Source organism: Pseudomonas fulva, from assembly GCF_023517795.1.
GTDB classification, from domain to species: domain Bacteria; phylum Pseudomonadota; class Gammaproteobacteria; order Pseudomonadales; family Pseudomonadaceae; genus Aquipseudomonas; species Aquipseudomonas fulva_D.
Genome location: NZ_CP082928.1, coordinates 4934141 through 4956481, shown reverse-complemented (window position 1 = coordinate 4956481; position 22341 = coordinate 4934141). Strand labels below are relative to the sequence as shown.

Annotated in this window: 19 protein-coding genes; 4 read left to right on the top strand and 15 right to left on the bottom strand. The window is 65.8% G+C overall.

Annotation, left to right across the window (positions count from 1 at the left end):
* Window positions 1-16: 16 nt before the first annotated feature.
* Genes K8U54_RS22885 through zwf form a run of 3 tightly spaced genes read right to left on the bottom strand, consistent with a single transcriptional unit; the run spans window position 17 to window position 2866 of the window.
* Entirely contained in the window at window positions 17-676 is a 660-nt protein-coding gene (locus K8U54_RS22885) for a bifunctional 4-hydroxy-2-oxoglutarate aldolase/2-dehydro-3-deoxy-phosphogluconate aldolase (protein WP_249907954.1), read from the bottom strand.
* Between the two features lie 20 nt (window positions 677-696).
* Complete coding sequence (gene pgl, locus K8U54_RS22880) at window positions 697-1410, bottom strand: 6-phosphogluconolactonase (RefSeq protein WP_249907953.1); 714 nt, start codon at window positions 1408-1410, stop codon at window positions 697-699.
* Window positions 1397-2866: a glucose-6-phosphate dehydrogenase gene (zwf, locus tag K8U54_RS22875; protein WP_249907952.1), complete on the bottom strand. Its 1470-nt coding sequence runs from the start codon at window positions 2864-2866 to the stop codon at window positions 1397-1399. Before zwf ends, pgl begins: the two co-directional genes overlap by 14 nt.
* Before the next feature lie 174 nt (window positions 2867-3040).
* Between zwf and K8U54_RS22870 the strand changes: the two genes are divergently transcribed.
* A complete protein-coding gene (locus tag K8U54_RS22870; protein ID WP_249910503.1) occupies window positions 3041-3901 on the top strand; it encodes a MurR/RpiR family transcriptional regulator in 861 nt (286 codons plus the stop codon).
* Between the two features lie 74 nt (window positions 3902-3975).
* Here K8U54_RS22870 and K8U54_RS22865 read toward each other — a convergent pair whose 3' ends face one another.
* The 10 genes from K8U54_RS22865 to edd all read right to left on the bottom strand — a co-directional run bounded on the left by K8U54_RS22865 (window position 3976) and on the right by edd (window position 16109).
* On the bottom strand, window positions 3976-5208 hold the full coding sequence (locus K8U54_RS22865) for a maltoporin (RefSeq protein WP_249907951.1): 1233 nt from the start codon (window positions 5206-5208) through the stop codon (window positions 3976-3978).
* 74 nt (window positions 5209-5282) lie between these two features.
* On the bottom strand, window positions 5283-6431 hold the full coding sequence (locus K8U54_RS22860; RefSeq protein ID WP_249907950.1) for an ABC transporter ATP-binding protein: 1149 nt from the start codon (window positions 6429-6431) through the stop codon (window positions 5283-5285).
* 46 nt (window positions 6432-6477) lie between these two features.
* Window positions 6478-7308, bottom strand: coding sequence for a carbohydrate ABC transporter permease (locus K8U54_RS22855; RefSeq protein WP_027905187.1), 831 nt, complete (start codon window positions 7306-7308; stop codon window positions 6478-6480).
* Window positions 7301-8209 (bottom strand): carbohydrate ABC transporter permease, encoded by a 909-nt coding sequence (locus K8U54_RS22850; protein WP_249907949.1) that lies wholly within the window; start codon window positions 8207-8209, stop codon window positions 7301-7303. The genes K8U54_RS22855 and K8U54_RS22850 overlap by 8 nt, the downstream gene beginning before the upstream one ends.
* A 116-nt stretch (window positions 8210-8325) precedes the next feature.
* Window positions 8326-9594: an ABC transporter substrate-binding protein gene (locus K8U54_RS22845; protein ID WP_249907948.1), complete on the bottom strand. Its 1269-nt coding sequence runs from the start codon at window positions 9592-9594 to the stop codon at window positions 8326-8328.
* A gap of 113 nt (window positions 9595-9707) precedes the next feature.
* Window positions 9708-10940 carry an AGE family epimerase/isomerase gene (locus tag K8U54_RS22840; protein ID WP_249907947.1) on the bottom strand — a complete coding sequence of 411 codons (1233 nt, stop codon included), beginning with the start codon at window positions 10938-10940 and terminating at the stop codon, window positions 9708-9710.
* Window positions 10941-11082: 142 nt separating this feature from the next.
* Entirely contained in the window at window positions 11083-12540 is a 1458-nt protein-coding gene (locus K8U54_RS22835; RefSeq protein ID WP_283939389.1) for an ATP-binding protein, read from the bottom strand.
* The gene (locus K8U54_RS22830) at window positions 12530-13264 is read right to left on the bottom strand and encodes a response regulator (protein WP_249907946.1); all 735 of its coding nucleotides are present in this window, start codon (window positions 13262-13264) and stop codon (window positions 12530-12532) included. The genes K8U54_RS22835 and K8U54_RS22830 overlap by 11 nt, the downstream gene beginning before the upstream one ends.
* A gap of 50 nt (window positions 13265-13314) precedes the next feature.
* Window positions 13315-14283, bottom strand: coding sequence for a glucokinase (locus K8U54_RS22825; protein ID WP_249907945.1), 969 nt, complete (start codon window positions 14281-14283; stop codon window positions 13315-13317).
* Complete coding sequence (gene edd, locus K8U54_RS22820; protein WP_249907944.1) at window positions 14280-16109, bottom strand: phosphogluconate dehydratase; 1830 nt, start codon at window positions 16107-16109, stop codon at window positions 14280-14282. Before edd ends, K8U54_RS22825 begins: the two co-directional genes overlap by 4 nt.
* 130 nt (window positions 16110-16239) lie before the next feature.
* Between edd and gap the strand changes: the two genes are divergently transcribed.
* Window positions 16240-17241, top strand: coding sequence for a type I glyceraldehyde-3-phosphate dehydrogenase (gene gap / locus K8U54_RS22815; RefSeq protein WP_249907943.1), 1002 nt, complete (start codon window positions 16240-16242; stop codon window positions 17239-17241).
* Between the two features lie 165 nt (window positions 17242-17406).
* Window positions 17407-17970 carry a GTP cyclohydrolase I FolE gene (gene folE / locus K8U54_RS22810; protein ID WP_070886249.1) on the top strand — a complete coding sequence of 188 codons (564 nt, stop codon included), beginning with the start codon at window positions 17407-17409 and terminating at the stop codon, window positions 17968-17970.
* Window positions 17971-18185: 215 nt separating this feature from the next.
* Here the strand turns inward: folE and K8U54_RS22805 are convergent, their stop codons facing one another.
* Window positions 18186-19952: an ABC transporter transmembrane domain-containing protein gene (locus K8U54_RS22805; RefSeq protein ID WP_249907942.1), complete on the bottom strand. Its 1767-nt coding sequence runs from the start codon at window positions 19950-19952 to the stop codon at window positions 18186-18188.
* Between the two features lie 160 nt (window positions 19953-20112).
* Here K8U54_RS22805 and K8U54_RS22800 point away from each other — a divergent pair, with 160 nt between their 5' ends.
* Entirely contained in the window at window positions 20113-21834 is a 1722-nt protein-coding gene (locus tag K8U54_RS22800; protein WP_249907941.1) for an FAD-dependent oxidoreductase, read from the top strand.
* 54 nt (window positions 21835-21888) lie between these two features.
* On the opposite strand, the gene pcaC is transcribed toward K8U54_RS22800, so the two are convergent.
* On the bottom strand, window positions 21889-22287 hold the full coding sequence (pcaC, locus tag K8U54_RS22795; protein WP_249907940.1) for a 4-carboxymuconolactone decarboxylase: 399 nt from the start codon (window positions 22285-22287) through the stop codon (window positions 21889-21891).
* Window positions 22288-22341 lie beyond the last annotated feature (54 nt).

Below are 22341 nucleotides of genomic sequence, written 5' to 3'. Positions count from 1 at the left end.
GCATGCGGGCCGCGATTCAGTCCAGCAGAGCGAGCGCGTCGGCGCTGGCCTGGCGCACGGCGTCCCAGCCTTGGCTGCTGTCGAGCATCCAGCTGCCACCCACGCACATCACGTTGGGCAGTGCCATGTAGCGCTGCAGGTTGGCCGGGCCGACGCCGCCAGTCGGGCAGAAGCGGATATCGCCGAACGGGCCGCCCAGCGCCTTGAGCGCGGCGGTGCCGCCACAGACCTCGGCCGGGAACAGCTTGAAGCGGCGATAGCCCAGGGCGTAGCCGACCATGATCTCCGAGGCGCTGGCCACGCCCGGCAGCATCGGCACCGGGCTCTCCAGCGCGGCGCGCAGCAGGTCATCGGTGCAGCCGGGGCTGACCACGAACTGCGCACCGGCCTCTTCCACCGCGCCCAGCATATGGCGATCGAGCACCGTGCCGGCGCCCACGCACAGGTGCGGGCGCTCCTCGCGCAGGCGGCGGATGGCGGTCAGCCCGTGGGGCGAGCGCAGGGTGATTTCCAGCACCTGCAGGCCGCCGGCATCCAGGGCATCGGCCATTGGCAGGATGTCTTCCTCCCGGGCGATGGTGATCACCGGCATGATCCGCGCCCGGGCGCAAAGCGCGTCGATGCTGTCGATCTTCTCCGCCATGGTCGGGGCTGGGCGGCTGATGGCTTGTGTCATGGTCGTGTTCCTTTCGGGCCTCAGGGGCACCAGTAGATTTCGAGCGGCGCGCGCAGAAACGCGCTGATCGGCATGTTCTTGTGATTGTCTTGCTGCAGGGCCTGCTCGAGCACCTCGAGCTTGCCCTGCCCCTCGATGGCCAGCAGCGGCAGGCGCGCCGCCTTGAGCAGCGGCAGGGTCAGGGTCAGGCGCTGGTGGGGTACGCTCGGTGCCAGCATCGGCAGGCAACGGCGCGGGCATTCATCGCTGAGTGCCTCGTCCAGATTGGGGCTGTCGGGAAACAACGAGGCGGTATGGCCGTCGGTGCCCATGCCCAGGATCAGCACGTCGATAGTCGGCAGGTCGCGCAGCGCCTGCTCGGCAAGCTGCGCGGCCTGCTCGAGGGTCGCGGCGCTCCGATAGAGCCCCAGCAACTGCGCCGCGGCAGCCGGCCCTTGCAGCAGGTGGCGGCGCACCAGTGCCTCGTTGCTGTCTTCGTGGCTGGTCGGTACCCAGCGCTCGTCGGCCAGGCTCACCAGCACCTTGGCCCAGGACAAGGGCTGCTGGGAGAGCGCCTGGAAAAAGGCGATCGGACTGCGCCCGCCGGAGACCACCAGGGTGGCCTGGCCATGGCTGTCGATGGCATCGCGCAGCGCACCGGCCACGTTCTCGGCCAGAGCCTGGGCCAGTTGCTGCGAATCGCTGTGGCTGCGGGCGACCACGCCCACGGGGAATTCGAGGTCAGAGATCGCCATACCAGGCCCTCCCGTCGCGAGTGATCAGGGCGATGGAGCTCATCGGCCCCCAGGTGCCGGCGACATAGGGTTTGGGTGGGTCGCCGAGTTTTTTCCAGCCGTCGATCAATTGATCGCACCACTGCCAGGCGTGCTCGATTTCGTCCTTGCGCACGAACAGGTTCTGGTTGCCGCGCATCACTTCCAGCAGCAGGCGCTCGTAGGCATCGGGGATCCGCGCACTCTTGTAGGTCGCGGAGAAATTCAGCTGCAGCGGACCGCTGCGCAGCTGCATGCCCTTGTCCAGGCCCTGGTCCTTGGTCATCACCTGCAGGGAAATGCTCTCGTCCGGCTGCAGGCGGATGATCAGCTTGTTACCGATCAACTGCCGCTGTTCCGGGGCGAAGATGTAATGCGGCGGCTCCTTGAAGTGGATGACGATCTGCGACAGCTTCTGCGCCATGCGCTTGCCGGTGCGCAGGTAGAACGGCACCCCGGCCCAGCGCCAGTTGCGGATGTCGGCACGCAGGGCGACGAAGGTTTCGGTGTCGCTCTGGGCGTTGGAATTCTCTTCTTCCAGGTAGCCGGGCACCGGCTTGCCGTCGCTGGTGCCGGCCACGTACTGGCCACGCACCACGTGGCGTGACAGCTGCTCGGCGGTCATCGGCTCCAGGGCCTTGAGTACCTTGACCTTTTCGTCCCGGATGGCGTCGGCCGACAGGTCGCCGGGCGGGTCCATGGCGATCAGGCAGAGCAGTTGCAAGAGGTGGTTCTGGATCATGTCGCGCAGCTGGCCGGCCTTGTCGAAATAGCCCCAGCGGCCTTCGATGCCGACCTTCTCCGCCACGGTGATTTCCACGTGGGTGATGTGGTTCTGGTTCCACTGGGTTTCGAACAGGCTGTTGGCGAAACGCAGGGCGATCAGGTTCTGCACCGTTTCCTTGCCCAGGTAATGGTCGATCCGATAGACCTGGGTTTCCGGGAAATAGGCGGCCACCGCATCGTTGACCGCGCGCGACGAGTGCAGGTCGTGGCCGATGGGTTTTTCCAGCACCACCCGGGTGCCCTCGGCCAGGCCGACCGCCGCGAGGTTGGCGCAGATGCCGCCGTACACCGAGGCCGGCGTGGCGAAGTAGGCGATCAGTTGACGGCCGCTGCCCACCGCTTCGGCCAGTTGCGGATAACTATCCGGCGGCAGGAACTCCATGCTCAGGTAGCGCAGGCGCGCCTGGAAGCGTTGCATCACCGCCTCATCGAGCTCCGGAGCCGGCAGGTAGCGGCGCAGATGGGCATCGATGGTGCTCAAGTGCTTGTCGGGGTCGCCACCGTCGCGCGCCAGGGCGAGCAACTGGGTATCCTCGTGCAGCAGCCCGGCGCGGTCGAGCTGGTAGAGGGCGGGAAACAGCTTGCGCAATGCCAGGTCGCCCAGGGCGCCGAACAGAGCGAGGGTGCAAGGCTCAACAGGAATCATCGACATGATCTTTGTTCTTCTAAAGTTGCCCTATTGATAGCGGGTAATCCACCATTTCGCAACCGGAAATGTAGTAATAAACACAACATATTCGTAGAGTGCGTCGAGCGGGTAGCCAGTAGACCAGCCCCGGCTTAGGATAACCCGGCATTTCATCGGACAAGGACAACAATGGATCGCGTGCGCAACCTTCTCGAACAGATCCAGGGCCGCCTCGAGAGCCTCAACAAGGCCGAACGCAAGGTCGCCGAAGTGATCCTGCTCAACCCGCAGCAGGCCACCCGCCTGAGCATCGCCGCCCTCGCCCAGGCCGCCCAGGTCAGCGAGCCGACGGTCAACCGCTTCTGCCGGTCGTTCGGCGTCAACGGTTACCCGGAACTGAAGATGCAGCTGGCCCAGAGCCTGGCCAGCGGCGCGGCCTACGTGAGCCGCGCGGTGGAAGCCGATGACGGCCCCGAGGCCTATACCCGCAAGATCTTCGGCAGTGCCATCGCCTCGCTGGACAGCGCCTGGCAAAGCCTGGATGCCAACCTGATCAGCCGTGCCGTCGACCTGCTGATCCAGGCCCGGCAGATCCACTTCTTCGGCCTCGGCGCCTCGGCACCGGTGGCCCTGGACGCCCAGCACAAGTTCTTTCGCTTCAACCTGGCGGTATCGGCCCATGCCGACGTGCTGATGCAGCGCATGCTCGCCTCGGTGGCGCATACGGGCGATCTGTTCGTGATCATTTCCTACACCGGCCGCACCCGCGAGCTGGTCGAGGTGGCGCGCCTGGCCCGGGAGAATGGTGCCTCGGTGCTCGGCCTGACCGCTGCCGGCTCGCCGCTGGACCAGGCCTGCAGCCTCAGCGTGCACATTCCGCTGCCCGAAGACACCGACATCTACATGCCGATGACCTCGCGGATCATCCAGCTGACCGTGCTCGATGTGCTGGCAACCGGCATGACCCTGCGCCGCGGCGCGGATTTCCAGCCGCACCTGCGCAAGATCAAGGAGAGCCTCAACGCCAGCCGTTATCCGGCCAGCGAAGAGCCACTTTAGCTGCGGGCCGCAAGCCGCGAGCTACAAGAGCGATGGTCGCCACCGCGCCCACGCCCCTACTTGCAGCTTGCCGCTTATTTCCACCAGTACTCCACCTGCACACCGAAGTTGGAGCCATTGCGTGCGCTACCGAACGCACCGGTGTCCGACAGCGCCGAGCCCTCGGCCAGCAGGTTCGCCGCCTCCTGCGCCGCCTTGTTCCAGGTGGCGTAGGTGTAATAGAGGCGAATTTCCGGGCGTTCGAAGAAGCCGGGGCCATTCGGCGACCAGGTGGGCGCCACGGTGAACTTGCTCAGTTTGCGGGTACCGCCGGACGCATCCACCTGGTCATGGCCGATCTCGCCGACCAGCTTGAACTGCTGGGTGAAGGCATAGCTGGTGCGTCCGCCCACCGACCACCAGTCCTGGTCGCCGCCATCTTCACGTTTGTCCTTCTGGTACACCGCCTGCACCTGGCCGCCCAGGCGCGGGGTCAGCTGGAAGTCGAAGAATTCGACCACGCGCCAGCTCTTGGCACCGCGATCCAGGGTCGGGTCGCCGGTGTAGCCCAGGCCGGTACCCGGCCCTTCGCCGTACTGCAGGGCCAGTTTGTTGTCGCCGCCCAGGCCGAGGAAGTTCTTCTGCACGTGCTGGCCGGTGACCGCCCAGCCGCTGTTCGAATCCTCGACGGAGGATGGCTTGTCGATGTAGCTGACGCCCACCTCGATCTCGCCGCCGGGGTTGGTCACGAAGCCGCCGACGTTGAAGTCATGGCGGTTGATGTATTCCTTCTGGTCGTAGCTGTCCTTGCGCGAGAACACGTAGCTGTACTTGTAGTCACCGATCTTCATCTCGTCGATACCGAAACCGGTGGCGCTCTGGTTCCAGTAGTAGAAGTCGGAGATATGAATGTCGTTACGTTTGTAGAAGCGTCGCCCGGCCCATAGCGAACCGCCGTTGAGTGCCGGCATGTTGCTCCACTCGGCGTACATCTGGTTCATCCGCGCGGTGCCGTGGTCACCGGTGAATTTCGGCGTGTGGCCGTACTCGTTGAACAGCTGGGCCATGCCCTCGATGCTCAGCACCGAGCCATCGTCGAGCGTGAACAGATCCTGGCGCAGATCCAGCTCGGCGTAGTGCTCGCACTCGTTACCCAAGCGGTACTTGGAACGCGCACCCGGCAGCTGGAAGCATGACTGCCGGCCATTGCCATCGGCCGTGCCGGCGCCGCTGCGCACGTAGCCGGAAAACTCCAGCGCCATGCCCGTAACCGGCAGTGTCAGGGAGCCCAGCGCCATGGCCAGACCGATACCTGCTGATCGTTTCATATCCTCTCCTGCAGTTTTTTATTGTTGTTACCGCTTTGCAATGCCGGCATCAGGACTACGAGGCCGACTCCTTCTCAACGATTCGTTAACGAGGTGACGTTGTCTGGCTGTGCCGCACGGGCCAGGGGCCGCACCCGCTCGCCACTCTGGGCGTCGAACAGCAGCGCCCGGGAGGCATCGATGTGCAGCGCCAGGTGCTGACCGACCGGCGGCGCCTGATCCGGCGCCAGGCGGCAGCACAGCTTGCTGTCGTTGACGGTGACGAACACCAGGGTGTCCGGCCCGGTGGGCTCGGTGACTTCCACCTGCGCAGGCAACGCAGTCGCCTGTGCCGCACCGGCGGCGAGCTGCACCTGCTCCGGGCGTACGCCGAGCAGCATGGCACGCTGCTCCGTGCCTTCCGGCAGCTCGCCCAGGGGCAGCTCGCAGCGGCCGATGGACGACGCGAGCAGCGCCCACACCTGACCGTCGCGGCGCTGCAGCGGCACGGGGATGAAGTTCATCGGCGGCGAGCCAATGAAGCTGGCCACGAACTGGTTGGCCGGGTCGTTGTAGATCTGTTGCGGGGTGCCGAACTGCTGGATCACGCCCTCCTTCATCACCGCCACCTTGTCGCCCAGGGTCATGGCTTCGATCTGGTCGTGGGTGACGTACACCGTGGTGGTCTTCAGGCGCTGGTGCATCAGCTTGATTTCGGTGCGCATCTCCACCCGCAGCTTGGCGTCGAGGTTCGACAGCGGCTCATCGAACAGGTAGATCTTCGGCCGCCGCGCCAACGCACGGCCCATGGCCACGCGCTGCTGCTGGCCGCCGGAGAGCTGGCCGGGTTTGCGCGCCAGCAGGTGTTCGATCTGCAGCAGCTTGGCGACCCGGGCCACCTCCTCGTCGATGGCCGCCGCGGGCAACTTGCGCATCTTCAGGCCGAAGGCGATGTTGTCGCGCACGCTCATGGTCGGGTACAGCGCATAGGACTGGAACACCATGGCGATGTCGCGATCCTTGGGGCTCATGCCGCTGATATCGGCGTCGTCGACCAGAATGGCGCCATTGCTGATGCTCTCCAGGCCGGCGATGCAATTCATCAGGGTCGATTTACCGCAGCCCGAGGGGCCGACCAGAATCAGGAATTCGCCATCGTCGATCTTCAGATCGATGCGTTTGAGCGTGTCCGTCAGGCCGCTGCCGTAGGACTTGTTGACGTTGCGCAGTTCGAGCGTTGCCATTTACTTCTCTCCACTTCGAAAGCACCGCGAGCGAGCGCAGCCGCTTTCAACCCTTTACCGCGCCAGCCGTGAGGCCGCGCAGGAAGTACTTGCCCGCCAGGATGTACACCAGCAGGGTCGGCAGCCCGGCGATCATCGCCGCGGCCATGTCCACGTTGTATTCCTTGGCCCCGGTGCTGGTGTTGACCAGGTTGTTGAGGGCCACGGTAATCGGCTGGGCGTCGCCACTGGCGAACACCACGCCGAACAGGAAATCGTTCCAGATCTGGGTGAACTGCCAGATCAGGCAGACCATGATGATCGGCACCGACATGGGCAGCAGGATGCGCCCGAAGATGGTGAAGAACCCGGCGCCATCCAGGCGCGCCGCCTTGACCAGGGCATCCGGCACGCTGACGTAGAAGTTGCGGAAGAACAGCGTGGTGAAGGCGATGCCATAGACCACGTGGACCAGCACCAGGCCGACGGTGGTGTTGGCCAGGCCGAACTTGCCGAGGGTGAACGAGGCCGGCAGCAGGATGGTCTGGAACGGCAGGAAGCAGCCGAACAGCAGCAACCCGAAGAACAGCTGCGAGCCACGGAAGCGCCACATCGACAGCACGTAGCCGTTGAGCGCGCCGATCGCCGTGGAGATCAGCACCGCGGGAATGGCCATCTTCGCCGAGTTCCAGAAGTGCCCGCCGACCACGTCCCAGGCCTTGACCCAGCCGATCAGGGTGAACACGTCGGGCAGCGACAGCAGGTTGCCGGCGCGCACGTCCTCGGGGGTCTTGAAGCTGGTCAGCAGCATCACCACCAGCGGCACCAGGTACAGCGCGGCGGCGAACAACAGGGTGGCGTGAATCGCCAGGCGGCTTGGACTGAAGGCCTTAGTCATGGCGCTTGCCTCGCAATTCCGAGTAGAGGTACGGCACCAGAATGGCCAGGATCGCGCCGAGCATCAGCATCGCGCTGGCCGAGCCGATGCCCATCTGGCCGCGGCTGAAGGTGAAGTTGTACATGAACATCGCCGGCAGATCGGAGGCGTAGCCAGGCCCGCCTGCGGTCATCGCCGCCACCAGATCGAAGCTCTTGATGGCAATGTGGGCGAGGATCATCACCGCGCTGAAGAACACCGGTCGCAGGCTTGGCAGCACGATGCGCAGGTAGATGGTCGGCAAGCTCGCGCCGTCCACCTGGGCGGCGCGGATGATCGACTGGTCGACGCTGCGCAGCCCGGCCAGGAACAACGCCATGACGAAGCCCGAGGCCTGCCACACGGCCGCGATCACCAGGCAGTAGACGACCCGGTCGGGGTCCACCAGCCAGTCCAGGCGGAAGCCTTCCCAGCCCCAGTCACGCAGCAGCTTGTCCAGGCCCAGGCCGGGGTTGAGCAGCCATTTCCAGGCGGTGCCGGTGACGATCATCGACAGCGCCATGGGGTACAGGTAGATGGTGCGGATCACGCCTTCGCGGCGGATGCGCTGATCGAGCAGCACCGCCAGCAACACGCCGATCACCAGGCTGATGCCGATGAACAGGCCGCCGAACACCATCAGGTTCTTGCTGGCGACCCACCAGCGGTCGTTGTCCAGCAAACGCACGTACTGCTGCAGGCCCACCCACTTGTAGCTGGGCATGAAGCTGGAATTGGTGAACGACAGCACCGCCGTCCACAGGATGTAGCCGTAGAACCCCACCAGCACCACCAGCATGGTGGGCGCCAGTACCAGCTTGGGCAGCCAGCGCTGCAACGCATCGAAGGGTGAAGCCTTGCCGATTACCGCCGTGACACTCATCGGGCATACCCTGTGTAGAGAAATTCGGGACGAACTCCGCCGACGCCAGGCACAGTGCCTGGCGCACGGACGGATGGTGAAATCAGCTGGGCCGCCGGACGACGGCCCGCCTCACGCTACTGCGCCGACTTGATCGCCGCGGCGATCTGCGCACCGGCCTTGCTCGGGTCGGCGTTCTTGTCGCTCATGAAGTTGGTGACCACATCGAAGATCGCCCCCTGCACCGCCAGGTTGGTGGCCATGCTGTGGGCCATGCTCGGCTCCAGCTTGCCGGCCTTGTCGGCCTCCTGGAAATCCTTCATGGAGGCCTGGGCGCAGCTGTCGAACTTGTTCATGTCCAGGTCCGAACGCACCGGGATCGAGCCCTTGTTCTCGTTGAACACGTACTGGAACTCGGGCTCCAGGGCGATCCGTGCCAGGGCGTGCTGAGCGGCGATGTCGCCCTCTTTCTTCAGCCTGAACATGGCCAGGGAGTCGATGTTGTAGGTGTAGCTGCCCGCGGTGCCCGGCATCGGTACGCACTGGTAGTCCTTGCCGGCCAGCTTGCCGGCGGCGGTCCACTCGCTCTTCGCCCAGTCGCCCATGATCTGCATGCCGGCCTTGCCGTCAATGACTTCGGCAGTGGCCAGGTTCCAGTCACGGCCGGCGCGGTTGTCGTCCATGTAGGTGGAGAGTTTCTTCAGCGCGGTGAACACTTCGGTCATCTGCGGGCTGGTCAGGGTCGCCTCGTCGTTCTCGACGAACGCCTTGTGGTAGCCCTCGGCGCCCATGATGCCGAGCACCAGGCCTTCGAACACGGTGCTGTCCTGCCACGGCTGGCCGCCGTGGGCCAGGGGCGTGAAGCCGGCGGCCTTGAGCTTGTCGCCGGCGGCGTAGAGTTCGTCCAGGGTGGTCGGCGCCTTGTCGATACCGGCCTTCTTGAACACCGCCGGGTTGATCCACAGCCAGTTGACGCGATGGATGTTCACCGGCACGGCGACGTAGTGGCCGTCGTACTTCACGGTGTTGGAAACGGTTTTCGAGAGCAGGCCATCCCAGTTGTTGGCCTTGGCCACGTCATCCAGCGGGGCGAGCAGATCCAGCGCGCCCCACTCCTGCAGGTCCGGCCCTTTGATCTGTGCAGCGCCTGGTGGGTTGCCGGAGACCACGCGGGTCTTGAGTACGGTCATCGCGGCGGAGCCGGCACCACCGGCCACGGCGCTGTCCTTCCAGGTGTAGCCGTCCTTTTCGACCAGCTCACGCAGAACCTTCACGGCTGCCGCTTCGCCACCGGAGGTCCACCAATGCACGACTTCGACCGTACCTTTGGAGTCGGCCGCCAGCGCGGTGAGGGGAAACAGGGAGGCGAGAGAAACGGCAGTAGCGAGACGGGTGATCGCGTTCATCGAAGTACCTTTCTTGTTGTTAGCGGCAAGTCATGGCGCTTGCGTTGCAGGGAGTGTAATCAGGGTTCGCGGGCACACAGGTAACGAAGCGATGCATAAATGTCACCACCTGGTTACATGCGCGAACAGGCCGTGGCCAGGCTCGGCGCCAGTGCAATCCGCGGCAGCAGAACGGCCTGGTAGGCGTGATACAGGTCGGGCTTGCCGGGCCAGATACTGGCCGCCGGCCGGTTAGCCGTGTCGAGCTCGTGGTGCCAGCTGCCCTGGTGCAGGTCGATGAAATGCCGGCCGGTGAACTCCCAGAAGCACCGGTACCACTGCTCGTACTCTGTCTCCCCGGTGCGCCGCAGCAAGGCCGCCGCTGCCGCGCTGGCTTCCGCCTGCACCCAGTGCAGACGCGCGCGCACCACCGGCTGCGCCTGCCAGTCGAGGGTGTACACCAGCCCAGGTGCGCCATCGGCATGCCAGGCATCGCGGCAGGCACTGGCGAACAGGCCGCGGGCATCGTCGAGCAGCCAGCCTGGCGCAGCGAGACCCGCATGCGCCAAGGCGGCCTCCAGGTGCAGCAGCAGGCGTGCCCACTCGAAACTGTGACCGGGCGTGCTGCCATAAGGCCGGAATGGATCGGCGCGGTTGTCGGCGTTGTACGCCGGCAGCGCCTGCCACTGGCGGTCGAAATGCTCGATTACGGCATGCCCTCGGGAGGCGGCATGTTCGTGGATCAGCCGCTCGGCGATACGCAGCGCGCGCTGCAGCCAGATGCTGTCGCCGGTGGCGTCGGCCAGGGCCAGAAAGGCCTCCACGCCATGCATGTTGCTGTTGGCGCCGCGGTAGGCTTCTTCCTGGGACCAGTCGCGGCTGAAGCTCTCGCGCAGGGCGCCCTCTTCCTCGCTCCAGAAATGCTCTTCGAGGACCCTGATCGCCTCGGCCAGCAGTGCATCGGCTCCGGGCCGACCGGCCACCTGGGCGGAGCTGGCAGCCAGGGCCACGAAGGCGTGCAGGTAGGCGCTCTTGTCGCCGCTGCGACTGGCATCGGCGAACCAGCCACCGGCCACTTCGTCGTGCAACTTGCCCTGCAGCGCGGCAACGCCGTGGTCGACCAGCGCGTCATGGCCGGCAATGCCCTGCAGGTGCGCCAGGGCGAAGCAGTGCGTCATGCGGGTGGTGTGGATCAGCTCGGCGACGGCATTTGCCGGTAGCTGTCCTTTTTCATCGAGGGCGGCAAAACCATCCTCGACCTTGGCGGCACGGGCAAATGGCAGCAGGCGCAGGCCTTCGGCATTCAGCCAGGCCAGATGAGCCGGCTCGACCAGCCAGCTGTCAGCGGGTAATGGGGGTGTGATCATTATTGTTATTCCATGCAAACGCGCCTGCATCCGGGGCGACCTGCCCGGCAGGCTCGTGGGCCGTTGTCTGATCCGAGTCTACTGGCGCGCCAGGGCACTCCAGGTAACGAAGGCCTGCAGCTTTGTCACCGGACGGTGACATTCAATCCGGCATCCGCGGCAGCCGCAGGGTCACCCGCAGCCCGCCCTCGCGCAGGTTCTGCAGGCTCACCTCACCGCCATGGCTGTGGGCGATGTTGCGTGCGATGCCGAGCCCCAGGCCGTAGCCCTGCTGCTGCCCGGCCAGGCGAAAGTGTGGCTCGAACACCTGCTCCAGGCGCTGCTCGGGCACCCCCGGCCCCTCGTCGTCGACGTGCAGCACGTAGGCCTCGTCGTCATCCTCGACATGCAGGTGGGCGCGGTGACCGTACTTGAGCGCATTGTCGATCAGGTTGCCGATGCAGCGCCGCAGCGCCAGGGGCTTGCCGAGATAGGCCGCCTGGGCCTCGCCATGCAGGGTCACGCGGCCGTTGCCTGCCGGCGCCAGGCACGGCTCGACCAGGCAGTGCAACAGCTGGTTGAGGTCCACCGGTTCGATGTTCTCGTGGATGTCGGTGTCCTTGACGCATTGCAGCGCGCCCTTGACCAGCAACTCCAGCTCGTCGAGGTCGCGGCCGAACTTGGTCTGCAGGGCGTCGTCGTCGAGCAGTTCGACGCGCAGGCGCAGCCGGGTGATCGGCGTGCGCAGGTCGTGGGAAATGGCGCTGAACAGCTGGGCGCGCTCGGTCAGGTAGCGGCTGATACGCTCGCGCATGGCGTTGAAGGCACGCGCCACTTCGACTACCTCCTTGCCGCCGGTCTCCTCCACCGGCTGGATATCGGCGCCCAGCGACAAGTGCCGTGCCGCGCGCGCCAGGCGCTTGAGCGGGCGGCTCTGCCAGCGCACCAGAATGCCGATGAACAACAGCAGGAAACCGCTGCTGAGCAGGATGAACCACAGCTGCTGGGTGGGCAGCACCGGCTCCTCCAGGCTGGTGTAGGGCTCGGGCAACAGCGAGGCGATATACAGCCACTCGCCGGGGGCCAACTGGATCTGGGTAACCAGCACCGGCGGGTTGACCGGTTCCAGGGTCAACGCGTAATGGGCCCAGGAACGCGGCAGCTCGTCGAGCTTCAGGCCACCATTGAAGATGCGCAGGTCGTCGGGGCTGACGAAGGTCACGGAAATATCCGCGCTGTTGCCCAGGGATGCCCGCAGCACCTCGCTCACCGCCTCGGTCACCGCCAGCTTGCGCGGCGTGTCGGGCAACAGTTGCATGGCCAGTGGCCGGTCGTTGAGGCTGACCACGAAACGGGTGCCGCCCATGCTGCGCAACTGGTCGAGCACCATGGGCCGGTAGGCCACCGGCAGCGAACGGAAATAACGCACGCTGGCGGACATCGAATGGGCCAGGCTGCGTGCGGCGGTCACCAGCCCCTCGAGTTGGGTGGCGCGCAGCTGCGACAGCCAGATGGCGCTGGACAGGGTCTGCGCAGCCAGCACCGAGAGCAGCGTCAGCAGCAACATGCGGCCCAGCAACGAACGTGGAATCGGCAGCAGCCGACGCCAGTCAGCGCGCATTGCCGGCCTGGGCGCTAACGCTGGCCGCCAGCTGGTAGCCGCTGCCGCGTACGGTACGGATCAGCCGCGGCGGCTTGCTGGTGTCACGCAAACGCTGGCGCAGGCGACTCACCGCCATGTCGACGATGCGCTCGAGCGGCATCATTTCGCGCCCGCGGGTGGCATTGCCGATGGTATCGCGGTCGAGGATCTGTTGCGGGTGATCGAGAAACAGCTTGAGCAGCGCGAAGTCGGCCCCCGACAACAGCACCTCCTCGCCATCGAGATGAAACAGCCGGTGGCTGACCATGTCCAGGCGCCAGTCGTCGAACACCAGCACCTCCGCACCACGCTCCTGGGCGAAATTCACCCGGCGTAGCAGTGCCTTGATACGCGCCAGCAGCTCGCGCGGGCTGAACGGCTTGCCGAGGTAATCGTCGGCGCCCAGCTCCAGGCCGATGACCCGGTCGGCCTCGTCGGAGCTGGCGGTGAGCATGATGATCGGCACCTGGGCGAAGCGCTGGTGTTCCCGGGTCCAGCGGCACAGGCTGAAGCCGTCCTCGTCGGGCAGCATCACGTCGAGAATCACCAGGTCCGCACCGCCCTCGCAAAGGGCCTCGCGAAACCCGGCACCATCGGCCACGGCCCGCACCTGCAGGCCGGCGCGGCCGAGGTAGGTTTGCAGCAGTTCACGAATATCCTGGTCATCGTCGACCAGCAGGATCGATTTTCCGGTGGGGCTCACATCGATAATCCTTGTTGTTCTTATGGGCGACGCTTGGACAAAGGATTGGCCTAATCGCTCCGTTGCAGGTGTTGCTCAGCCGCCACCCCCGCACCGACCAGGCCTGGGTAGGGCGCCGTCACCAGCCATACCGGCAGGCCGTCAAAGTAATCGCTCATGCAGCCCTTGTCGCGCAGGCAGCGCGAAAAGCCGCTGGCCATGAAGAAGTCGGCGAAGCGCGGCACCATGCCACCGGCGATAAACACCCCGCCTCGCGCCCCCAGGGTCAGCACGTTGTTGCCGGCCACACGGCCAAGCAGGCAGCAGAACAGCTCCAGCACATTGCCCGCCAGCGGCTCGCCCTCCAGCGCAGCGCGGGTGACCTGCGCCGCGCTCTGCAGGGAAGCCGGCTGACCATCCACCGCGCAGGTGGCGCGGTACAGTGCCAGCAGCCCATTGCCACTGAGCGCGCCGGCCTCGGCGCTGACGTGGCCGAGCTGGCGGTGCAGCGCCTGCCAGATCAACGCCTCGCGGTTGCTGCCCACCGGCAGGTCGACGTGGCCGCCCTCACCCGGCAAGGCATGCCAGCTGCCATCGGGCAGGCTCAGCAAGGTGCCGACGCCCAGGCCGGTGCCGGCACCGATCACCACCGCCGGCCGCCCCGGCTGCGCCACGCCCGGACAGACGGTGATGTACTCATCGTCCTGCAGGCAGGTCATGCCCAGGGCCATGGCGGAAAAATCGTTGATCAGCAGCAGCTCGCGCACCTGCAGTTCGGCACGGAACGCCTTGCGATCGATACGCCAGGCATTGTTGGTGAAACGAAAGGGATCGACCTCCACCGGTCCGGCGCAGGCCAGGCAGATGGTCTCCACCTCGCCGAGTGCCAGGCCTTCGGCTGCAAGATAAGCGGCGATGGCCTGTTCGACGGTGGCGTGATCGGCTGTCGCCGACACCCGTACCGAATGCAGGCCACCGTCGCGCCACAGGGCGAAACGTGCATTGGTGCCACCGATATCGCCAACCAGGGCCAGGCTCATCGCAGCGAATCCAGTTCGGCGGTGAAGGCACTGGCGCCCTCTTCGGCGGGGCTGAACGCGGCGCGCATGAAGGCGAACAGCTCACGGCCACAACCGACGCCGGTGCCTTGCGGGCGCGGCGCGATCTCGCGGGCGTTCCAGGCGATATCGTCGACCAGCACCTGCAGATGCCCAGTCACGCCATCGACACGGATCAGGTCACCGTCGCGCACCCGCGCCAGCGGCCCACCATCCCAGGCCTCGGGGCTGACGTGAATGGCTGCCGGCACCTTGCCCGACGCGCCGGACATCCGCCCATCGGTGACCAGCGCCACCTTGAAGCCGCGGTCCTGCAGGATGCCCAGGTACGGCGTGAGTTTGTGCAGCTCCGGCATGCCATTGGCCTTCGGCCCCTGGAAACGCACCACGGCAACGAAGTCACGCTCCAGCTCGCCGGCCTTAAAGGCCTCGGCCAGCTCGACCTGGGTCTCGAACACCCGTGCCGGCGCCTCGACCACCCGATGCTCCGGCGCCACCGCCGAGACCTTGGCCACGCCATTGCCGAGGTTGCCGGTCAGCACCCGCAGCCCACCTTCGGGCGAGAAGGCTTCCGGCACGCTGCGCAGAATGTTGCGATCCAGGCTCTGCTCCGGGCCCTGGCGCCAGACCAGGCGCTCGTCCTCGAGGAACGGCTCCTGAGTATAGCGCGACAGCCCGTGACCGGCGACGGTGTAGACATCCTCGTGCAGCAGGCCGGCGTCGAGCAGAGTGCGCACCATGAACGGCACCCCGCCGCAGGCATGGAAGTGGTTCACGTCGGCCTGGCCGTTGGGGTAAACCTTGGCCAGCGTCGGGGTGACGGCGGACAGATCGGCCATGTCCTGCCAGGTCAGCTGGATGCCGGCGGCACGGGCGAAGGCCGGGATATGCAGCGTATGGTTGGTCGAGCCGCCGGTGGCGTTTAGCGCCACCACCGAGTTGACGATGGCCTTCTCGTCGATGATCCGGCACAGCGGCGTGTACTCGCCGCCCTGGCGGGTCAGGCGCACCACCTGGTGGGCCGCCTCGGCGGTCAGCGCGTCACGCAGCGGCGTGTACGGGTTGACGAAGGACGAGCCCGGCAGGTGCAGGCCCATGATTTCCATGACCACCTGATTGGTGTTGGCGGTGCCATAGAAGGTGCAGGTGCCGGGACTGTGGTAGGACTTCATCTCCGACTCGAGCAGCTCCTCGCGGGTCGCCTTGCCCTCGGCGTAGAGCTGGCGCACCTCGGCCTTTTCCTTGTTGGGAATGCCCGAGGGCATCGGCCCGCCCGGCACGAAGATCATCGGCAGGTGGCCGAAACGCAGCGCGCCGATCATCAGCCCCGGCACGATCTTGTCGCAGATACCCAGCAGCATCGCCGCATCGAACATGTTGTGCGACAGCGCCACGGCGGTGGACATGGCGATCACCTCACGGCTGGCCAGGCTCAGTTCCATGCCCGGTTCACCCTGGGTGACGCCGTCGCACATCGCCGGCACGCCGCCGGCCACCTGGCCCACGGAGCCGACCTGGCGCAACGCCTGCTTGATCAGTTCGGGGTAATGTTCGTAGGGCTGGTGGGCGGAGAGCATGTCGTTGTAGGCGGTGACGATGCCAACGTTGGCTTCGTTCATCAGGCGCAGGCGCTGCTTGTCTTCGGCCGAACCACAACCAGCCACGCCGTGGGCGAAATTGGCACATTGCAGCGCGCCGCGGTGCGGGCCCTGGCTGTCGGCGGCGGCCATCTGCGCCAGGTAACGCTCACGGGTGGCGCGGCTGCGGGCGATCAGGCGGTCGGTTACCTCGAGGATGCGGGGATGCATGGTGTCCACTCCGGCTAACAGGTAGCACTTCGAATTGTATTTTTATCAAAATATTGACAGCTAAAACGCTTGATTTCTACTTTCATGAGAATAATCTTGTTTTTAAAACAACATATAAGGATCGACGCTCATGACATTGCGAATTGCCATCAATGGTTTCGGCCGTATCGGCCGTAACGTGCTGCGGGCACTCTATACCCAGAGCTACCGCGAAAAACTGCAAGTCGTCGCCATCAACGACCTGGGCGACAGCGCCATCAATGCCCACCTGCTCAAATACGACAGCGTACACGGCATTTTCGACGCCGACGTCGAGGTGGACGGGCAGAACCTGCTTATCAATGGTGACCGCATCGCGGTCAGCGCGATCCGTAATCCTGCCGACCTGCCATGGAAGGATCTCGACGTCGACGTGGTGTTCGAATGCACCGGCCTGTTCACCGAACGCGACAAGGCAGCCGCCCACCTGAGTGCCGGCGCACGCAAGGTGATTATCTCGGCACCGGCCAAGGGCGCGGATGCGACCATCGTCTACGGCGTCAACGAGGGCAGCCTGCGCGCCGATCAGCAGATCATCTCCAATGCCTCCTGCACCACCAACTGCCTGGCACCGGTGGCCCAGGTGCTGCAGCGCGAGCTGGGCATCGACAGCGGGCTGATGACCACCATCCACGCCTACACCAACGACCAGAACCTCTCCGACGTCTACCACAGCGACCCCTTCCGGGCGCGTTCGGCCACCCAGTCGATGATCCCCACCAAGACCGGCGCCGCCGAAGCGGTCGGCCTGGTACTGCCGGAACTGGCCGGACGCCTGACCGGCATGGCGGTGCGCGTGCCGGTGATCAACGTGTCGCTGGTCGATCTGACCCTCCAGGTGCAGCGCGATACCAGCGTCGAGGAAGTCAACGCCCTGCTCAAGGCGGCTGCCGAGCAATCCCCGGTACTGGGCTACAACACGCTGCCGCTGGTGTCCTGCGACTTCAACCACAACCCGCTGTCGTCGATCTTCGACGCCAACCACACCAAGGTGAATGGCCGGCTGGTCAAGGTCCTGGCCTGGTACGACAACGAATGGGGGTTTTCCAACCGCATGCTCGACACCTGCCTGGCAGCCCACGCCGCCAAGTAAGCCAGCGCTGACAGACGCAGCGATGCATCGGGCGCTATAAAGGCTCGGTAAATCGCTGCGAGCGGATTACAATTGCCGCCCGCCTCGCCCCCAATGCCAAGCGCAGTATGCCGGCAGCGGGGCCAGGCAGCCGCTCATTGATATCCGCAAACCACTGGAAGCCGCATGGACTCTAGCCGCAACACCCTCGAACAGCATTACACCGCCATCCTCGGCCAGCTCGGCGAAGACGTTTCCCGGGAAGGCCTGCTCGACACGCCCAAGCGCGCCGCCAAGGCCATGCAGTACCTGTGCAATGGCTATGAAAAGACCCTGGAAGAAGTCACCAACGGTGCGCTGTTCAGCTCCGACGCCAGCGAGATGGTGGTGGTCAAGGATATCGAGCTGTATTCGCTGTGCGAGCATCACCTGCTGCCCTTTATCGGCAAGGCCCATGTCGCCTACATTCCCAATGGCAAGGTGCTGGGCCTGTCCAAGGTCGCGCGCATCGTCGACATGTATGCCCGCCGCCTGCAGATCCAGGAAAGCCTGAGCCGGCAGATCGCCGAAGCGGTTCAGCAGGTCACCGGTGCGCTGGGCGTGGCGGTGGTCATCGAAGCCAAGCACATGTGCATGATGATGCGCGGCGTGGAAAAGCAGAACTCCTCCATGGTCACCTCGGTGATGCTCGGCGAATTCCGCGCGAATGCCGCGACCCGCAGCGAGTTCTTGAGCCTGGTCAACGGCTAAGGCGAGCTTGCTCACATGGAGAGCTTCTTGATCCATACCTCGCAATAGCGAGGCTGGGCAGATGCTCCCGTCCGACCAGCTTTGTGGGAGCGGGCCATACGCGCGAATCGCGGGCATGGACTAGGCGTCCCCGCCCGCTCCCACGGCCTGATTAATCAGTTGCGTAACGCTTCACCGACCCACCACACACTAAACGCCGCCACCGGCGCCCTCCCCTAACTCTTCTCCACGAACTGCAACTGCGCCAGCCGCGCATACAGCGGATTGCTGGCGACCAGTTCGGCATGTTTGCCCAGTGCCACCAACTGCCCCTGATCGAAGACCGCGATGCGGTCGGCGCTCTTTACCGTGGCCAGGCGGTGGGCGATCACCAGGGTGGTGCGCCCGCGCATCAGCTCGGGCAGCGCCTGCTGGATCAGGTGCTCGCTCTCGGCATCCAGGGCGCTGGTGGCTTCGTCGAGCAGCAGGATCGGCGCATCCACCAACAGCGCCCGGGCGATCGCCAGGCGCTGGCGCTGGCCGCCAGAAAGCCCCAGGCCGGCGTCACCCAGGTGGGTCTGGTAGCCCTGGGGCAAGCGCTCGATGAATTCGTGGGCATGGGCCGCCCGGGCAGCGGCCTGCACGTCCGCGCTGCTGGCGTCCAGGCGCCCGTAGCGGATGTTGTCTTCCACGCTGCCGAAGAACAGTGCCGGGTGTTGGGAGACCAGCGCGAAGTTCGCGCGCAGGGCGTGCGGGTCGAGCTGCTCGATCGGCAGGCCATCGATCAGGATGCGCCCCTGCAGCGGATCGTAGAAACGCAGCAGCAGGTCGAACAGCGTCGACTTGCCGGCCCCGGACGGGCCGACGATGGCCAGGGTTTCACCAGGCTCGACCGCCAGCGTGATGCCTTGCAGCGCCAGGCTGTCGGGGCGCGTCGGATAGGCGAAGGACAGGCCCTGCACCTCGATACGTCCTTCCGCGGGCTGCGCCGGAATCAGCGCGCCGTCGAGCGGCGCATGGATCTCGTTGCGTGCTGCGAGCAGTTCGCTGATCCGTTCGGCGGCGCCGGCGGCGCGCTGCAGTTCGCCGATCACCTCGCTGAGGGTGCCGAACGAGGAACCGACGATCAGGCTGTAGAACACGAAGGCCGCCAGCTCGCCGCCGCTGATCCGCCCGGCGATCACGTCCATGCCGCCGACCCAGAGCATCACGCCCACCGCGCCGAGCACCAGCACGATCACCACGGTGATCAGCCAGGCGCGCTGGGCCACGCGCTTGCGCGCCGTGTCGAACGCCGCCTCGGCGGACAGGCCGAAACGCCGGCGATCCTCGGCCTGGTGGTTGTAGGCCTGCACGGTCTTGATCTGCCCGAGCACTTCGCTGACGTAGCTGCCGACATCGGCGATGCGATCCTGGCTCTGGCGCGACAGCTCACGCACGCGGCGGCCGAAGAGCAGGATCGGCGCCACCACCAGTGGCAGCGCGGCCAGCACGATGGCGCTGAGCTTGGGGTTGGTGACCACCAGCAGGATCATGCCGCCGACCAGCATGATCAGGTTGCGCAGCGCCATCGACAGCGACGAGCCGATCACCGACTGCAGCAAGGTGGTATCGGCGGTCAGCCGCGACTGGATTTCCGAGGCGCGGTTGTGGGCGTAGAAGCCGGGGTGCAGGCCGACCAGGTGATCGAACACCCGCTTGCGGATGTCCGCCACTACCCGCTCGCCCAACCAGGACACCAGGTAGAAGCGTGTGTAGGTACCCACCGCCAGGGCCAGCACCAGCACGAAGAACAGCAGGATCGAATGACGTAGCGCCCCCGGCGATTGCGTGGCCAGCCCCTGATCGACCAGCAGCTTGATGCCCTGGCCCATGGACAGGGTGATGGCGGCGGTGAACATCAGCGCCAGCAGCGCACCGGCCACGCGCCCGCGATAAGGGGCGATAAACGCCCACGATGTGCGCAGAGCATCGCGCTGGCGAACGGACAAAAACGATTTCATGGCGGGCTCGAAGGCTGATGGCGAGAGGGTTGCAGCCCAGCAGATGGGGTCGGCGCGAGCAAACATCAAGCGCCGGGCCGAAGCTTGGCGACAAACCGCGCGCCAACTTAATATATGGAACCCGATTCCAAAAATAATCATAATCCCTCAGGAGCCTTCCATGCCCGCCACGCCCACCACCCCGCTGCCTCAACACTGCGACCTGCTGGTGGTCGGCTCCGGTGCCGCCGGCCTGGCCGCGGCGGTAACCGCTGCCTGGCATGGTCAGCACGTGGTACTGGTGGAAAAGGACCCGGTATTCGGCGGCGCCACCGCCTGGTCCGGCGGCTGGGCCTGGGTGCCGCGCAACCCGCTGGCGCAGCGTGCCGGCATTCACGAAGACATCGAGCAGCCCCTTACCTACCTGCGTCATGAGCTGGGCGAGCATTTCGACGAAGCCCGCCTCAGGGCCTTTCTCGACGCCTGCCCGCAGATGGTGGCGTTCTTCGAACGGCATACCGCACTGCAGTTCGCCGACGGCAACGGCATTCCCGACATGCATGGCGACACGCCCGGCGCCGCCACCGGTGGCCATCAGGTGATCGCCGCGCCCTATGACGGCCGCGAAGTGCTCGACCTGCTGCCGCGCCTGCGCAGGACCCTGCGCGAAACCTCGTTCATGGGCATGCCGATCATGGCCGGCGCCGACCTGGCGGCCTTCCTGAGCATGACCCGCTCAGCGAAAGCGCTGTGGCACGTGACCCGCCGTTTCGCCACCCACCTCTATCACCTGGCCCGTTATGGCCGCGCCATGCACCTGGTCAACGGCGTCGCGCTGGTCGCCCGGCTGGCCCGCTCGGCCGCCGACCTGGGCGTGACGATGATCGAGTCCGCGCCAGTGATCAGCCTGCATCAACAAGAGGGCCGTATCAGCGGCGCCACGCTGCGCCGTGCGGACGGCGAGCACTTCATCGGAGCCCGTGCCGTGGTGCTGGCGGCCGGCGGTTTCGCCAACGATCCGCAACGGCGCCAGCAGCTGTTTCCCCGCGATACCAGCGGCACCGAAAACCTGGCCCTGCCGCCGACCTCCTGCTCGGGCGATGGCCTGCGCCTGGGCGAAGCGCTGGGTGCCCAGGTCGATACCCGGCTGAAATCGCCGGTCGCCTGGGCACCGGTGTCCCGGGTGCCGCACCGCGACGGCAGCATCGGCCACTTCCCACACATCATCGAACGCGGCAAGCCCGGCATCATCGGCGTGCTGGCCAGCGGCAAGCGCTTCGTCAACGAAGCCCACGGCTACTACGACTACGTGGCGGCGATGGTCGAACAGGTGCCGGAGGGCCAGCCGGTGTGTTCCTGGCTGATCTGCGATCATCGTTTCCAGCGCCGCTACGGCCTGGGCTTCGCCCGCCCGGCGCCCGTGCCGCTGTGGCCCATGCTGCGCAGCGGCTACCTGCAACGTGCGGCGACCATCGAGCAGCTGGCCCTCGACTGCGGCATCGACCCGATGGGCCTGACGACCACGCTGGCCGCCTTCAATCGACATGCCCGCAATGGCGAAGACCCGCAGTTCGGTCGCGGTAGCACCGCCTTCAACCGCAAGCAGGGCGACCCACTTCACCCGGGCACCAACCCCTGCGTGGCGCCCATCGAACATGGCCCGTTCTACGCGGTGAAGGTGCAGCCCGGCTGCTTCGGCACCTTCGCCGGCCTCAAGACCGATGGCAGTGCCCGGGTGCTGGATGCCGATGGCCAGCCGATCCCCGGCCTCTACGCCGCCGGAAGCGACATGGCCAGCGCGTTCGGCGGCCACTATCCCTCCGGCGGCATCAACCTGGGCCCGGCACTGACCTTCGGCTATGTCGCGGCCCGGCATGCGGCAGGCGTCAGTGAGTACGAGTAATCGCCGGACAACAAAAAGCCCCGCTTGGGCGGGGCTCTGCAGACCGCTACGACGTCAGGCCTTGTTAAGCGACTCGACGCCGACTTCGTCCCACAGCTCTTCGGCCAGGTGGAAAGTGGCGTTGGCCGCGGGAATGCCGCAGTAGATCGCGCTCTGCATGATCACTTCCTTGATCTCCTCGCGGGTCACGCCGTTGTTCTTGGCGGCCTTGAGGTGCAGCTTCAATTCGCCCTCGCGGTTCATGCCGATCAGCATGGCGATGGTGACCAGGCTGCGGGTATGGCGTGGCAGCCCCGGGCGCGTCCAGATATCGCCCCAGGCGTGACGGGTGATCATCTCCTGGAACTCTTCGTTGAACGGCGTCAGTTTTTCCAGGCTGCGGTCGACGTGGGCATCGCCCAGCACCGCACGGCGCACCTGCATGCCGGCGTCGTAGCGTTGTTTCTCGTCCATCGGTGGCTCCATTTTTCTTCACGGCGTGGGCGGCAAACGACGCCCACGCAAAGC

What these genes read in the sequence shown, in the direction of transcription:
- K8U54_RS22860 (WP_249907950.1), bottom strand. Translation starts at nt 6,431, where the DNA reads ATGGCAACGCTCGAACTGCGCAACGTCAACAAGTCCTACGGCAGCGGC.
- zwf (WP_249907952.1), bottom strand. Translation starts at nt 2,866, where the DNA reads ATGTCGATGATTCCTGTTGAGCCTTGCACCCTCGCTCTGTTCGGCGCC.
- K8U54_RS22805 (WP_249907942.1), bottom strand. Translation starts at nt 19,952, where the DNA reads ATGAAATCGTTTTTGTCCGTTCGCCAGCGCGATGCTCTGCGCACATCG.
- K8U54_RS22835 (WP_283939389.1), bottom strand. Translation starts at nt 12,540, where the DNA reads ATGCGCGCTGACTGGCGTCGGCTGCTGCCGATTCCACGTTCGTTGCTG.
- K8U54_RS22845 (WP_249907948.1), bottom strand. Translation starts at nt 9,594, where the DNA reads ATGAACGCGATCACCCGTCTCGCTACTGCCGTTTCTCTCGCCTCCCTG.
- K8U54_RS22800 (WP_249907941.1), top strand. Translation starts at nt 20,113, where the DNA reads ATGCCCGCCACGCCCACCACCCCGCTGCCTCAACACTGCGACCTGCTG.
- K8U54_RS22850 (WP_249907949.1), bottom strand. Translation starts at nt 8,209, where the DNA reads ATGAGTGTCACGGCGGTAATCGGCAAGGCTTCACCCTTCGATGCGTTG.
- pgl (WP_249907953.1), bottom strand. Translation starts at nt 1,410, where the DNA reads ATGGCGATCTCTGACCTCGAATTCCCCGTGGGCGTGGTCGCCCGCAGC.
- K8U54_RS22885 (WP_249907954.1), bottom strand. Translation starts at nt 676, where the DNA reads ATGACACAAGCCATCAGCCGCCCAGCCCCGACCATGGCGGAGAAGATC.
- pcaC (WP_249907940.1), bottom strand. Translation starts at nt 22,287, where the DNA reads ATGGACGAGAAACAACGCTACGACGCCGGCATGCAGGTGCGCCGTGCG.
- folE (WP_070886249.1), top strand. Translation starts at nt 17,407, where the DNA reads ATGGACTCTAGCCGCAACACCCTCGAACAGCATTACACCGCCATCCTC.
- K8U54_RS22865 (WP_249907951.1), bottom strand. Translation starts at nt 5,208, where the DNA reads ATGAAACGATCAGCAGGTATCGGTCTGGCCATGGCGCTGGGCTCCCTG.
- gap (WP_249907943.1), top strand. Translation starts at nt 16,240, where the DNA reads ATGACATTGCGAATTGCCATCAATGGTTTCGGCCGTATCGGCCGTAAC.
- K8U54_RS22825 (WP_249907945.1), bottom strand. Translation starts at nt 14,283, where the DNA reads ATGAGCCTGGCCCTGGTTGGCGATATCGGTGGCACCAATGCACGTTTC.
- edd (WP_249907944.1), bottom strand. Translation starts at nt 16,109, where the DNA reads ATGCATCCCCGCATCCTCGAGGTAACCGACCGCCTGATCGCCCGCAGC.
- K8U54_RS22855 (WP_027905187.1), bottom strand. Translation starts at nt 7,308, where the DNA reads ATGACTAAGGCCTTCAGTCCAAGCCGCCTGGCGATTCACGCCACCCTG.
- K8U54_RS22840 (WP_249907947.1), bottom strand. Translation starts at nt 10,940, where the DNA reads ATGATCACACCCCCATTACCCGCTGACAGCTGGCTGGTCGAGCCGGCT.